General features: G+C 62.2%; 7 protein-coding genes and 1 pseudogene. 2 read left to right on the top strand and 6 right to left on the bottom strand.

Going from position 1 to position 14,683, the window contains the following annotated elements; genetic code table 11:
* Window positions 1-30 precede the first annotated feature (30 nt).
* Entirely contained in the window at window positions 31-1,392 is a 1,362-nt protein-coding gene (gmtY, locus tag B2Y33_RS03615; RefSeq protein WP_128611063.1) for a gamma-mobile-trio recombinase GmtY, read from the bottom strand.
* A 114-nt stretch (window positions 1,393-1,506) separates the two neighbouring features.
* Here gmtY and B2Y33_RS03610 point away from each other — a divergent pair.
* Window positions 1,507-1,650, top strand: a pseudogene (locus B2Y33_RS03610) (cupin domain-containing protein); the annotation flags it as partial.
* 61 nt (window positions 1,651-1,711) lie between these two features.
* On the opposite strand, the gene mmsB reads toward B2Y33_RS03610, so the two are convergent.
* The gene (gene mmsB, locus B2Y33_RS03605; protein WP_027914372.1) at window positions 1,712-2,599 is read right to left on the bottom strand and encodes a 3-hydroxyisobutyrate dehydrogenase; all 888 of its coding nucleotides are present in this window, start codon (window positions 2,597-2,599) and stop codon (window positions 1,712-1,714) included.
* A 10-nt stretch (window positions 2,600-2,609) separates the two neighbouring features.
* Complete coding sequence (locus B2Y33_RS03600; protein ID WP_027914371.1) at window positions 2,610-4,136, bottom strand: CoA-acylating methylmalonate-semialdehyde dehydrogenase; 1,527 nt, start codon at window positions 4,134-4,136, stop codon at window positions 2,610-2,612.
* A 133-nt stretch (window positions 4,137-4,269) separates the two neighbouring features.
* On the opposite strand from B2Y33_RS03600, the gene B2Y33_RS03595 reads away from it, so the two are divergent.
* Entirely contained in the window at window positions 4,270-5,232 is a 963-nt protein-coding gene (locus tag B2Y33_RS03595; RefSeq protein WP_027914370.1) for a LysR family transcriptional regulator, read from the top strand.
* A gap of 21 nt (window positions 5,233-5,253) precedes the next feature.
* Here B2Y33_RS03595 and recD read toward each other — a convergent pair whose 3' ends face one another.
* Genes recD through recC form a run of 3 tightly spaced genes read right to left on the bottom strand, consistent with a single transcriptional unit; the run spans window position 5,254 to window position 14,479 of the window.
* Complete coding sequence (gene recD / locus B2Y33_RS03590; RefSeq protein WP_027914369.1) at window positions 5,254-7,329, bottom strand: exodeoxyribonuclease V subunit alpha; 2,076 nt, start codon at window positions 7,327-7,329, stop codon at window positions 5,254-5,256.
* Entirely contained in the window at window positions 7,326-11,003 is a 3,678-nt protein-coding gene (recB, locus tag B2Y33_RS03585; protein WP_049696553.1) for an exodeoxyribonuclease V subunit beta, read from the bottom strand. The genes recD and recB overlap by 4 nt, the downstream gene beginning before the upstream one ends.
* On the bottom strand, window positions 11,000-14,479 hold the full coding sequence (recC, locus tag B2Y33_RS03580) for an exodeoxyribonuclease V subunit gamma (protein WP_033695022.1): 3,480 nt from the start codon (window positions 14,477-14,479) through the stop codon (window positions 11,000-11,002). The genes recB and recC overlap by 4 nt, the downstream gene beginning before the upstream one ends.
* Between the last annotated feature and the right edge of the window lie 204 nt (window positions 14,480-14,683).

The raw sequence follows: 14,683 nt of genomic DNA, 5'->3' as shown, positions 1-14,683 counted from the left end.
CCTAAATTACTCCAGTAGACTCCGCATACCTTAATCGCCACTATCTGCATCGAGATACTTGTATGCCATTTTCGATTCAAGAGCAGCCAGAGTTGCGCGAACCTGCGTTGATTTTGGCTGAGTATATACTCCACTTGATTCAATAGACGAGTGATGCATAGCTGACTTAATCGTAAGATCCGTGGCTCCGTCTGCGGCAAGTCGCTGCCCATAGGAATGCCTGTGTCCATGAGGGGTAGTACCTAACATTTTCTCACTGATCAACCCAATGCGCTTTACAGCCGCTCTATGTGCTTTCCTGTAGGCGGTATGTGAATACGGCTGCCCAAGCTTGTTAGTGAATGCATAAGGATGCTCTTGACCTAATGCAGGTTTCACTCTGTGCATGCAATGATATTCACTCCACAACTTCGCAAATACTTCTGCCTTGAATGCGGGATGAAAGAAAACTTCAAAACTCATGCGCTGACGATCAGTAAACGCCCTACCCTTCGCACCCAAAAACAAAGAATCCTGCGATTTGACCAGTAGATTTCTAGGAATCAGCCCATACTTGTCACGCAGAAATGCTTGACGCTTCATCCGTTTTTTTCCAGGCGCTAATCCGAGTTGAGGATGATAAATTCGAACGACAACTTCACCTTTCTCAACTGTGACATCATCGCACCACAAGCTCAACGCCTCAGATAACCTTAGCCCGCCATAATGCATGAGCATAGTGATTAAGATATCTCTAATACTGTATACATTTTTCCGAAGCTTGAACCCCTGCGCAAGAAAGGCATCAATCGATTCTTCGGGAAAATCTTTTGCAGGCTCTAGATCAAAGCCTATCATTGAAGTAGACCTGACCTCCCTACTCATTGAAAAATCAGGTGGCTTTATCCAAAGATGCGAAAGAAAAGCATTATTCTTCCGATGGACGTAAGCTGCCCAATTAAGTTTTTCCTCAGCACGATTCGCTTTGCGCCAAGTATTTAAAACCAGTCCAGAATCTTCATTTAGCGCAGCCAGCCAGTCTGAAAATTGAGTAATCGCGGAAATAATCTTGGAGGCATCATCTGGCTGTCTTGGCTCCCACCACAACTCAGACGGATCGCACCCCCGCTCCACGGTACCACTATACAGTGAATTGGAAAACGATCTAAACAGCATTTGGGGAGAATCAAAAAACTGATGATTAGCTTCTACATATTCCAACAACAGCTGCACAGCAAAGGTCGCACTATCTTGCCATGACCTGCTCTTACGCCCATTCAAGTACATATAGTGAGCAAAATCCTTAAGTATCCCTTCGTCTGTAATGATTACAGGCAACACCGGTCGAAAACCAGTTGCATCCAATCTCAGCACTCTGTACTCACGATGGGATCGTTCGAAGAAAACAGGCATTTTGCTGACTCCGGAGATCAATGCAGTTGGCGACTTTCGTTTTCACAGCATAGCTGAGCTCGGTCCAGCAGAGAGGTAGGCCAAATTTTTTTGGGACTATAGCTTGGGTTAACCTTCCTCGATGGCTACTGCATCGTCACCCCGGAAGGCGAGGAACCGAAACACCTCAAGGCAGGTGACGTGTTCGTGATCGAGCCAGGGATGAAGGGGACCTGGGAAGTGGTCGAGACGGTGCGCAAGTACTTCGTCTTCGCCTGATTGGCAGACGCAGGGGGCGCAATGAGCCGCCCCCTGTACAACGATGACGTGCACCCTTTGATCATTGTGGCTTGCGGTAGGCCTCGATGATGGCCGAGAAGTCCTTGCCACCCTCCCCGCGCAGGCTCATGGCCTGGTACAGCTGTTGCGCGAGGGCGCCGAGGATTACGGGCTGGCGGGCCTGACGCGCAGCTTCGGTGGCCAGCCCCAGGTCCTTGAGCATCAATTCGGCGCCGAAGCCGCCGGTGTAGCCACGCGAGGACGGCGCCGTCTCGATCACGCCAGGCCAAGGGTTGTAGGTGTCGGAGCTCCAGCAGCGTCCGGTGGAGCTGTTGATGATGCCTGCCAGCACCTGAGTGTCGATACCCAGAGCATTGCCCAGCGCCATGGCTTCGGACACACCGATCATCGAAATGCCCAACAGCAAGTTGTTGCAGATCTTGGCGATCTGCCCCGTCCCCACTTCGCCGCAGTGCACGATATTGCGGCCCATGTGCTCGAGCACCGGCTTGAGCGCTGCGAACAGTTCGTCGCTGGCTCCAACCATGAAGGTCAGCGTACCGGCCGCCGCCCCACCCGTGCCTCCGGAGACAGGCGCATCGCCCATGTCCACGCCCTTGGCGGCCGCCGCCTTGGACACCTCGCGCGCGGTCTGTGGGTCGATGGTGCTGCAATCGACGGTGGGCGTGCCAGCTCGGATCCCGGCCAGTACCCCATCGTCATCGAGGTAGACGCTGCGCACGTGCGCGGCTGCCGGCAACATGGTGATGACCAGGTCGCTTTCGGCTACCGCCTCGCGTGGTGAGGCGCTGACCTGCCCACCCAGGGCGCCGAGTTCTGCCAGTACCTCCTTGTTCAAGTCAAACAGGGCAAGCGCGTGACCGGCCTTGATCAGGTTGCGGGCCATGGGGGCGCCCATGTTGCCCAAGCCAATGAATGCGATACGCATGACGTGCTCCTTAGCGCAGGCTGATGGTGGTGTTCACGCCGTCGTTGATACTGTCGTCATCGAACCAGCGGGCGGTAACCGTCTTGGTCTGAGTGTAGAACTGCACCACCTGCTTGCCGTACGGCCCCAGATCTCCCAGCTTGGAGCCGCGCGAGCCGGTGAAGCTGAAGAACGGTACGGGCACCGGGATCGGGATGTTGATGCCCACCTGCCCGACGTCGATCTCGCTCTGGAACTTGCGTGCCGCCGCGCCGCTCTGGGTGAACAGACCGGTGCCGTTGCCGAACGGATTGGCGTTGACCAGAGCGATGGCCTCATCGAGGGTGTCGACCTCGAGCGTGACCAGAACCGGACCGAAGATTTCCTGGGTATAGACCTGCATGTCGGTGGTCACGCCCGAGAACAACGTGGGGCCGACGAAGTTGCCGTGCTCATAGCCCGGCACCTTGACGTCGCGGCCATCGAGTTCCAAGGTGGCGCCCTCTCGGATGCCGCTCTCGATCAGGCTCAGTACACGCTCCTTTGCCCGCTTGGACACCACCGGCCCCACATCGGTACCTGGCTCGCTGCCGGCGTTCACGCTGAGCTTGCTCGCCGCTTGCTTGATGTCTGGCAGCCATTCGCGGGCCTTGCCCACCAGCACCGCAACCGAGGTGGCCATGCAGCGCTGGCCTGCAGCGCCAAAGGCCGCCCCTACGAGGGCATTCACGGTTTGCGTACGGTTGGCGTCCGGCAGCACCACGGCATGGTTCTTGGCGCCCATCATCGACTGCACGCGCTTGCCATGCTGGCTGGCCAGGTTGTAGACATGGGTACCTACCTCGGTCGAGCCGACGAAGGAAATCGCCTTGATGTCCTGGTGTGTGCACAGGGCATCGACCACGGCCTTGCCCCCATGGACCACATTGAGCACACCGGCGGGCACCCCGGCCTCCACGGCCAGCTCGACCAGCAACAAGGTCGACAACGGGTCCTGCTCGGAGGGCTTGAGCACGAAGGTGTTGCCGCAGACGATGGCCATGGGGAACATCCACAGCGGGATCATCGCGGGGAAGTTGAACGGCGTGATGCCAGCGCATACCCCAATCGGCTGACGCAAGGTATAGGTATCGACACCGCCTGCCACGTTTTCGGCGAATTCGCCCATTTGCAGGGTGCCGATGGAAGCCGCGTGCTCGACCACTTCCAGGCCACGGAAGATATCGCCCTCGGCGTCGGCCAGGGTCTTGCCCTGTTCGGCGCTCAGCACCTGGGCAATGCGCTTGCTGTGTTCACGGATCAGCGCCTGGAGCTTGAGCATGATGCGCATGCGCGCGCCAATCGGCGTATGGCGCCAGGTCAGAAAGGCACGCTGGGCCGCTGCCACGGCGGCGTCCACCTCCTCGGCGGTGGCGAACGGAACACGCGCCAGCACGGCCTGGGTGGCCGGGTTGACGATATCGCGCCACTCGCTCGTTCGGGACTCCACCCATTGACCATCGATCAGCAGCTTGGCCTGCTCGACCTTGGTCTGGTCAGGGGACTGGGGTGCGTTCATCTGCGTTCTCCTTGGAATTATTGTCAGGACGAGATCGCCAGCGCCGTCGCTAACGCGGGGTGGCGTAAGAGGGCATGTTTCGAGTATAGATGTGCAAACATCCTACAAGAACGCATAAAAATTCCGGATCATCATGCAAAAAGACCTCACATCCCTGAGCGCGCTCAACTGGGACGACTTGAAGTTCTTTCTCGAAGTGGCCCGCACGCGCAAGGCCAGCAGCGCGGCCAAACGGCTGAGCGTGGACTACACCACCGTCTCGCGGCGCATCACTTCGCTGGAAGGCGCGCTTGGCACCTTGCTGTTCGAAAAATCGCGCACCAGCGGCTTCGTGCTGACGGCAGAAGGTCAACGTCTGCTCAGTTATGCCGAGGCCATCGAAAGCACGCTGCACATGGCGTGCGAGCAGGTATCCGGCTCGGGGGTGGCGCTGTCGGGGCATGTGCGCATGGGCTGCACCGAGGGCTTCGGCAGTTTCTTCATCACCCCGCAGCTGAGCCACTTCGTCGATGCCTACCCGGCGATTTCAGTGGATATCCTGCCGCTGCCGCATTTCATCAGCCTTTCCAAACGCGAGGCGGACATCGTCATCGCCCTAGAACGCCCGGAACACGGGCCCTACGTATGCTGCAAGCTGTGCGACTACCGACTGCGCCTGTACGCCACGCAGGCATACCTGGACAGCCATGCGCCGATCCAGGCCGTTGCCGACCTGGCCGGGCATCCCTTCATCAGTTATGTCGACGACCTGGCCTTCAGCTCCGAGCTACTGTACCTGGCCAACCTGATCCCTGGGGCCACGGCTCACCTGCGCAGTACCAGTGTGATTGCCCAGTACACCGCTGCGCTTCAAGGCCGCGGGCTGGCGATTTTGCCGTGTTTCCTGGCCGCGCAGGACCCGCGGCTGGTGACGGTGCTGCCCGAGCAAGTGGAAGTGACGCGGCAATTCTGGATGTACTGCCGCGAAGACCTGCGCAAGCTCAAGCGCATCACCTTGTTGTGGGACTACATCCGCGAGGTGACCGAAGCCAATGCCCCACTGATGATGGGGCAGGACACGGTGATGCGCTTTACCAAGGCCTGCAACCAGGCCTGACGGCGCTGACGAGCGTCGCCCTCACACCTGCTCGAGCATCAACCCCGAAATACGTCGAACCTTGCGCCCCACGGCTTCCTCGAAAATGCCCTGGCGAGGTTCCACCAGGCTGAAGCAGTGCTTGGCACGGGTGATGCCGGTGTAGACCAGTTCCTTGGTCAGGACCGGGTTGAGCGCGTCGGGCAGGACCAGTGCGGTATGGCCGAATTCCGAGCCCTGGGACTTGTGCACGGTCATAGCGAACACGGTTTCCACCTCGTTCAGGCGGCTGGGGAGCACGAAGCGTACGCCACCCTTGCCATCGTTGCGGGGAAAGGCCACGCGCAGCAATGGCTTGCCCTGCTCATCCGGCAGGCACAGGGCGATACCGATGTCGCCGTTCATCAAACCCAGCCCATAGTCGTTGCGGGTGACCAACACCGGCCGGCCCTCGTACCAAGGCTGCTGGCTGTCGATCAGGCCGGCGCTGTGCAGCACCCGCGCCACCCGCTCGTTCAACCCCTCTACACCCCAGGCGCCACGGCGCACGGCGCACAACAGCTGGAAATCCTCGAAACGGTGCAGGACCTTGGCGGCCCAGCGTTCCCAGGCAGGGTCGTCGAATGGAGTGTCTAGTGCCGGACGCTGACTGCCCAAGGTACGCAAGTAGCTGCGATAGCCCTGGGGGCCTTCCGCGCCGCGGTCCAGGCCGTCGAGCAGCAGGCGATCGAAGGCGCGGTCATGCTCCTGTTTCAGGGCCAGGCTGTGGACGTCGGGCGGCGGCATGGCCAATAAGTCGCGCGCCGCATGGCTTTGCTGACGGTTGACCAATCGGGCGAGCTGACCGATGCCGCTGCCTTCGCCGAAGCGTCGGGAAAAACGCAGCATGACCACTTGCTGAGCCAGCGGATGGCGCTGTTCATCACCAGGCTCAAGACCGCTTTCAGACAGCGATTGCCCGCCGATATGCTCCAGCCATGCCTGGGTCGCTGGGGAGTAGCGGCCCTGCTCGGCATCCCGGCACAAATCACCCAGCACCGCCCCGGCCTCCACCGAGGCCAGCTGGTCCTTGTCACCGAGCAGCACCAGTCGTGCTTTTGGCGGCATGGCATCGAGCAGGTTGGCCATCATCTCCAGGTCGATCATCGAAGCTTCGTCGACCACCAGTACATCCAGAGGCAGGGGGTTGGCGGCATTGTGACGGAAGTGTCGCGAGCCTGGACGGCTACCGAGCAGGCGGTGCACGGTACTGACTTCGGTGGGGATATGGCCACGCACGTCGCTGCTGACATGCAGGCGTTCGACTTGCTGGCCAATGGATTCGGTCAGGCGAGCAGCTGCCTTGCCCGTGGGCGCCGCCAGGCGAATGCGCAACGGCCTGCCCGCTTCCACTGCCGGGGCCTGGAGCAAGGCAAGCAGGCGTACCACGGTGGTGGTCTTGCCGGTGCCAGGCCCACCCGTGATGATGCTGAACCCGGCGCGAGTGGCCAGGGCGCAGGCAAGCTTCTGCCAGTCCACCTGCCCTGCGAGGCTGCCGCCCTCGAACAGGGCATCCAGACGCCTCGTCAGGTCTGACGGTACGGCGTCGGCCTGGGTCAGGCGTTGGCGCAGGGTGCGGTCGATGCGCCGCTCATAACTCCAGTAGCGGCGCAGGTAAAGGCGTTCGCCGCTGAGGACCAAGGGCCGGGTGTGCTGCCCTGGCGTATCGGCGGCTGCCACCAGCGGGCTTGCGGCGATGCGCTGGCGCCAGGCGTCCAGGTCAAGGCCGGCCAGCAGTTGGGAGGGCAACAGCAGCGGGCCGGTCAGCGCATCCCCCTCAGGCGGTAACGAGAGCGCGAAGTCAGGTTCGGCCAAGGTCTGCTGCAAGTCCAGGCAGACGTGCCCATGCCCCAGTTGATGGCTGGCAAGGGCGGCTGCCAACAGCAACAGCGGGTCACTGCCCGGCGCAAGCGTCTCCAGAAAGGATACGAAAGCACGGTCCAGCGCCCGCAACCAGCCGCGTTCGACCCAGCGATCGAGCAGTTGCAGCAGGTCACTGCTGCGGTGTTGAGGGGCCAGGGCCAGCAGGTGCTCGGCCTGCAGGGGGGTGGGCAGCAGGTCGACGAGGCTTCGGCTCATGGGGCGTCTCCGGCAAACAGGTCATGCGCAACAGGTGCGTGCTCGCCGCGAAACAGGGCATCGAGGGTTTCGATCAGCTCGCGCGGGGGCTTGGCGTGATAAATACCATGCCCGCTGCTGTTGGCCCCTCGCAGGAAAATGAAAAGGGCCCCGCCGACATGCAGGTCATAGTCATAGTCCGCCAGGCGGGCGCGCAGCTGTCGGTGCAGGGCCAACAGGTACAGCACGTATTGCAGGTCATAACGATGCTCAAGGATGGCCCGCTGCATCGCGGCAGGGTCATACGCCTGAATGTCGGGGCCCAACCAATTGGATTTGTAATCGGTCACGTAGTAGCGCCCCTCCAGCTCGAACGCCAGGTCGATGAAACCCTTGAACATGCCGTTGAGCAGCGTCGGCTGCGCGGCTGGGCGCAGTAGCCCTGGATGGGTGTAGTGGGCCACCAGGCGGTCGAGCTGCTGGGCATCGACCTGGTGACTGGCAAACCAGAACTCCATTTCGACCTGGTAGCGGGTGAGCTGGCTGAGGGTCACGGTCAGGCCGTTTTGTGCCACGGGCATCGGTGTGTCGAGCAGGCCTGTGAGCCACTGCGTCAGCGTCGGTATCCAGCCTTCCCAGCCGCGCCGGTTACAGCGCTGGCCCACGGTGCGGGCCAGCGCTTGCGGGTTATCGTGTACCTGGGCAAAGCCTTCACGCCCGGCCCACTCCAGCAACCCGTGAAGGAACGTGCCGGGGTTTGGGCCGCGCGGGAAGCGGTGGATGTCTCCGCTGTCCGCGGGGACCTCGCGCAGTACCTGGGTATCGACGGGCTCATCGTCGAGCAGTTGTTGCGCCAGCGAGCTGTCGACGCCCAGTGCCTGCTCACCGATCCGCAGCGCGCTGTAGGAGGCGATCCACCACTGTTCGGCCGCTGCGCGCCGGGGCATGCGGGCTGGGACCAGTTGGTGCTGCAACTGCGGCGTGTGGTAGAGCGCTCGGTCTGCTTCCGGAAGCCCAGGGCAGGTAATGTGCGCACTGGTAGCGGCCAGTGCTTGCAACCAGCCTGTCAGTTGCTTGGAATCGGCAAGTTCGGCGCCACCGCCTAGCAGGTAGCCGAGGGCCGAGCGATGCAGGCTCGAGCGCTTGTGATTACCACGTTTGAGGTCGGCCACCCCCAGCCAGCAAGCATGCTGGGCACGGGTGAGCGCCACATACAAAAGGCGCAAGTCTTCGGCCAGGCGTTCGTCATCGGCGCGCTCGACCTGCGTGGCGTCCGGCGTCAGGGTCAGGTGCGCATTGCCCTGGCTGTCGTGCCAGGCGAGCGGCAGGCGGCTGCCGTCCACCGGTTTGCTGGAGCAGATGAACGGAAGATAGACCAATGGGTACTCCAGGCCCTTGGACTTGTGGATGGTGACCACCTTGACCAGTTGCTCGTCGCTCTCCAGGCGCAGGATCTGCTCCTCGCCGGCCTGGCCTGAACTGGCCAGATGATCGGCCAGGTGGCGGATCAGCGCCTGCTCACCGTCCAACTCGCCTGCGGCCTGCTGGAGCAACTCGGCCAGGTGCAACAGGTTGGTGAGCACGCGCTCGCCGTCCGTGCGACGAATGAGCGTTCGCGGCAGCTCGAAGTCATGCAGCAACTGACGCAGCATGGGCAGCACGCCCTGGCGCTGCCACGTGTCGCGGTAGGCGCGAAACCGCATCACCCAGCTTTCCCACACCCGTTCGTCCTGGTTCAGGCGATCAAGCGCCGGCAGCGACAGGTCAAGCGTCAAGCTGGCCAACGCCGCCTTGAGCAGGCGCTCGGAGTCCGGCTCTGCGCAGGCTTTGAGCCAGGCCAGCAGGTCATGAGCCTCCTGGGCGGCGAACACCGAGTCCTTGTCGGAGAGGTAGACGCTGCGCACGCCTCGGGCAGCGAGCTCTGCGCGGATACGTTGCGCCTCGTGGCCATCGCGCACCAGGATGGCGATGTCCGATGGCAGGCACGGGCGCAAATGGCCATTGGCGTGCGCAAAGCCTGCCGTGCCGTGTTGACTGGCGTTGAGCAGGCCCACGATGTGACTCGCGCAACTGGTGGCCATCTGCTGCCGGTAAACGCCCATCGAAACCGGCTCGTCGCTGGGGAGTTGCCAGCACTGGAGTGCGGCGCAGGGCTGACCCTGGAGCATCAGTTGCTCGCTGCGGCCCTGGGCGCGCACGGCAACGAAGGGCAGAGGGTTGTCGTCCGCCTCCCGAAAGAGGAAGGCGCCACGCCCGCTGGGACGCGCCTCGGCCTGCTGGAATACCTGGTTGACCGCCGCGACCATGCCTTCGCTGGAGCGGTAGTTGGTGTCCAGGCTGTGCAAGCGGCCTTGGGTCGCGCGACGGGCCGCGAGGTAGGTGTAGATATCGGCGCCCCGGAAGGCGTAGATCGCCTGCTTGGGGTCGCCGATCATGAACAGGCCGGTGTCGCCGTGGTTCTCGCTGATGCGGTAGATGCGTTCGAAAATACCGTACTGGATCGGGTCGGTGTCCTGGAATTCATCGATCATCGCCACCGGGAACTGCTCGCGGATCAATCCGGCCAGTCGCTCGCCTGCCTCGCTGTACAGTGCCTGCTGCAACCGCAGGAGCATGTCGTCGAACCCCATCTCCGCGCGGCGCCGCTTCTCCACTTCGAACTGCGCCGAAACCCAGCTGGCGGCATGTTCGAGTAGCGCTGCGTCCGGGCTGGCCAGGGCCTGCAGGTCTTGTTGCAATGTTTGCATGGCATCGAGTGCAGGGTGCGCTGGCGGCTCGCCGACTTTCCAGGCCTCGGCGAGGCCCGCAGGGGTCAGGCGGGTGAAGCCTGTACCCAGGTCAAGTTCCACGCACTGTTCGTCGTTGCACCACTGGGATAATTTGTCGAACCAGGGTTCGAAGTAGCGGGCCTGCATCTTCCTGCCGTCTACCTGTTTGGCGGCCACGGCGTCATGACAGAGCTGTCGCAGCTCCTGGACCCAGACCGCCCAGGGCCCCTTGAGCCGGGCCAGCTGCTCGTCGCGGGCCTGCAACGCCTCAAGGATCAGTGCCTCGGGCTCGGGCCCTTGGTGGGCGGCACGCACCCTGCCAAACAGCGGGCGAATGCGGGGCAAGAGCGCGGCAGGGCTGACCCAGTGGCTACGCACCCACGTCAGGGCCTGGCTTTGCATGCCGTAGCAGAAACGTCGCCAGTAATCGCGCACCACCTGCCCCAGCAGTTCACTGTGGTCGGTTTCGAGGGTCTGGGTAAACAGGCTGCCGCTGTCGAATGCGTGCTCACGCAACATGCGCTGGCACCAGCCGTGAATGGTCGATACGGCTGCTTCGTCCATCCACTGCACAGCGGTTTCCAGCCGGGCGGCACTGCTGGCCCACGCGTGCTGTGGATAATCGTCACGCAATTGCGCCAGCAGCGGGTCGACGGCTTCGAGTTCACCGCGGAAAAACCGCGCCGCCTCAGCCAGCCGAGTCCGGATACGCTCGCGCAACTCCTTGGTGGCAGCGTCTGTGAACGTCACTACCAGAATCTGCGGCGGCAGCAGCTCTCGTTCGAAACCCTGCTCGCCACCGTGGCCGAGGATAAGGCGCAGGTACAACGCTGAAATGGTGAACGTCTTGCCCGTTCCCGCGCTGGCCTCGATCAGCTGGCTGCCGTGCAAGGGAAAATTCAGGGCCAGTGGCCGAGCCTGGGTCATGCGCTTTTCTCCGGGTTGCCCAGGGTTTGCCAGGGGGCGTCGAACAGGGGGCGGTACAAGGCCTCACACCACCCCACGAAGGTTTCGTCGGCCGTGAGCGCGGCGAAATCGCGGAACTGTCGGGCCAGGGCAACGCTTTCACCGCGCTCGCCGGCACTGGTGCGTTCGTCGCCTTCGTAAGCACGGGCGGCCGCAGCCATGGCTTTGTCCGGATCGTCCTGGGCGAGCCAGGCGAATGCCGTCTTGGGCGCCACCGGGAGCGGTGCACACATGCCCGCCTGTCGTGCCACCAGCAGTTCTCCCAACAGGTCCGCTGCCGCTTGCTGGTCAACAGGCGCCAGTAGCAGGGTCACGTCACTGGCCACCAGCGCACTGTGATAGGCGTAACCTGCCGCGCAGGCGGCAAGGTGTGTCACCCACGGCGCGATGAGGCGATGCCATTTTAGGCTGTTGCGCCCTGCACTGATGGTGTTGGGGACCGTGTTGATGCTCAGCACGCTCTGGTCATCGCCTTGGAACACGCGACCCAGCCAGCCCTCCAGCCGATGGGGGCCGTGCTCGAAATGCACAGGCAGTGCACCCTCAACCTGCCGCGGCCAGCGCTCGAGCAACTGCCCATGGCGTTGCAGCAAGTCGGGCAGCGGCTCGATCAGGTCATGCTGCAAGAGTTCGCCAAAACCGGCCAAGGGCAGCAAGCCCTGGGCCTGCAGGCGACGTGCCTGCTGATGCAGGGCGCGCGGAACATCCTCGGGTGTGCTCAAGGCTGCGCCGAGTAACGCCTCACTTGCACCATAACGCTGCAAGGCGTCGAGTACGAAAGGCTCTTCGTCCGGCGTGGGCGCTTCGAGCGCTTCGAAATAGACCTTGAGCCGCTGACTGAAGAAATGCCGCACCGGATGCCTGAGAAAATCGGCCAGCTGATTCAATGTCAGCGGCTCATCATCCTGATAGGGCGGCAGCTCGGCCAGGTCGTGTGGGACATCGCTGTGGGCCTGGTGCAGCACTTGCCACTCGTGTGCGTAGCTGAACAGCGCGCTGCCCTGTTCGAAATAGCGCAGGCTGAAGGGCTGCAAGGGGTGTTCCTGGGTCAAGGCATGAAGCAGTTGCTGGCCCGGATCGTGTTTGACATCGGCTTGCGCATCGGCCAGTTGCCACCCCGCAGCGATGTGATCGCGAAGCTGGCCGATCAGTACCGAGGCAGGCCGCTCGCTGTTGTCGCGGATACTGCGCCCCACCCAACTCACGTAGAGCTGGTCCTGGGCCGACAGTACGGCTTCGAGCAACAGGTAACGATCATCTTCCCGACGCGAACGATCACCTGGGCGGTAATCGGTGGCCATCAGATCGAAATCCAGCGGTGGCTGCGCGCGTGGATAATCACCGTCATTCATGCCCAGCAGGCAGACCACGCGAAACGGGATGGCGCGCATGGGCATGAGCGTACAGAAGTTCACCGAGCCGGCCAGGAAGCGCTGGGACAATTTGCCTTGGTCCAGGCCCGACAGCCAGGCTTCGCGCACCACCGTTAGCGGCAGTGGGTCTTGCAGGTCCACGGTTTCGCAGACATCCAGCCAAGATTCGCGCAGGTCCTGCAACTGGATCAGCAGAAACTCATCCTGCTCATCCTCGGCCAGGAAGAAGACGTGCAGCAGGGCATTGAGGCGTTCGCTCCATTCGCCGGCGTTGGCCGGGCAAGACAAGGTTTGGCACGCCACTTCAAGCGCATCGAGCAACGCGACAAGCGGCCCAATCAGTGCAGCGTCCAGCCCGCCTATCTCGTCGTAAGGCTCGATGCCATCGCAGGCATCACCCACACCCACGGCATAACCCAGCAGCATCCGCCGCAAACCAAAGCGCCAGGAGTTCTGCTCGAGCCCGTCCGGCAAGCCCAGGCTGGCCCGTTGCTCGGCATTGAGCCCCCAGCGAATGCCGGCACCTTCGATCCAGCGGTGCAGGGTTGGCAAGTCACCTTCGCGAATGCCGAACCGAGCCCGCACTGCCGGTACGTCCAGCAGGTCCAGCACTTCGCTGACGGCAAAACGACTTTCGGGGAGTTTGAGCAGGTGCTCCAGGGCGATCAGCAGCGGCTCGCGGCCACGTTGGCCCTGGTCGGTCAAGGTGTACGGGATGTAGCGAGGGTCTTTGCGCTGCAATTGGCCGAAGACGGCCCGTATGTGCGGTGCGTAGCTATCGACGTCGGGCAACATGACGATGACGTCACGTGGGCGCAGCGTGGGATCTGCGCTGAAGCGGGCCAACAACTGGTCGTGGAGAATCTCGACTTCCCGTTGCGGGCTGTGCGCAACGTGGAAGCGCACCGAACGGTCGCGGCGTGCATTGACCGGCGGCCATTGCTCACGGGATTCGGCCAGCGGACGCAATTGAAGGATATCGTCCTGTAGCTGGTTGAGCAGCGTGATGGGTGAACCTTCGGTAAACAGGTCGATTCGTCCATCGCTGAAGACACCCTGGTAACTGCCTGGGTCGTCGTAGCTGTCGAGCAGGTTGATGTAGTCGCGGCCTTGCTTGCCCCAGGCTGCCAGCAGGGGATGCGCATGTTGGTGCAGCGACTGGTCATCCAGTTCCAATGGCATGCCGGGCCGGCGTTGCTGACGCTTGTACTGGTGCCGCAGCAAGTCCTTGTCGGCCACAATGTCGGCCCAGTGATGGCGGCAAGGGTTGTGCACGCATAACAGGACCTGGCTGAAACGGGCGAGACCGGCCAGCGCTTCGAGCGTCTGGGCAGGCAGCGAGGAGATACCGAACACGATCACCCGTGCGGGCAGGTTTGCCGGAGCCTGCTCCAGGTCGTCGATGCAGGCCATGAACCGCTGGTGTACGCCGGCACGGCTCTGGGCCATGCCTTCCTCGCCTACATCCTCCAGCAGGGCACGCCACAGTTCTGCCTGCCAGCAGTTGTCGACAGGCAATGGCTTGCGTTCGCCGCGGGCAGTGTTGAGCACATGCCGCCCTGCGGCCCACTCTTTCAACCAGTCGGCGCGGTACACCTGATATTGGTCGAACAGATCGGCCAGGCGCTCGGCGAGCTGGTAGCGTTTGCGTAGATCGCTGTCGTCAGTCAAAAAACGCCGCAAGGGCTCGAAGTGCGGCCGCTCGACCAGTTCGGGTAACAGGCGCATCAGGCGCCAGGTGAGCGGCGCCTTGTCGAGCAGCGACACTTCCGGTATCTGATCGCGGCCCAGCACGGTGCGGTACAACTGCCACATGAAGCTACCCGGCAGCTGCATCTCGATGGCAGCGGCAATGCCACAACCGCCCTGGTCATCTTCTAGAGGATCCTCGGCCAAGGCGAGCTTGAGCCATTGGGCGATACCATTGCTCTGGACCAGCGCGATTTCATTCTCCAAAGGCGCCAGAGGGTAACGGCGCATCCAGCTCACCACCAGGCTGCGCAGGTCGTCTGGGCGATTGCCGTGGACGATCATGAAGCCAGGCTGGAGGTGGGTACTGGACATCGGCAGGTCTCTTTCGGGCGCGTTTACTTGGGGAGGAACGATATCACGGAGCGGGTCGAGGGCGGGGTTGTAGAGATGTTTCGAGGCGTTGGTGTGGGGTAGGCAGTCGCGCGCCTGCCCCGGCTCGCCCACGGCGGTTGCTCGTTTGACGGTACAAACACGAGTACGTCATTTTTTCCAGCCTAAAGACAAAACCCCTACCTG

The organism is Pseudomonas sp. UBA5666 (genome assembly GCF_002420785.1).
Lineage (GTDB): Bacteria > Pseudomonadota > Gammaproteobacteria > Pseudomonadales > Pseudomonadaceae > Aquipseudomonas > Aquipseudomonas fulva.
This window is presented reverse-complemented; position numbering and strand designations above follow the sequence as displayed.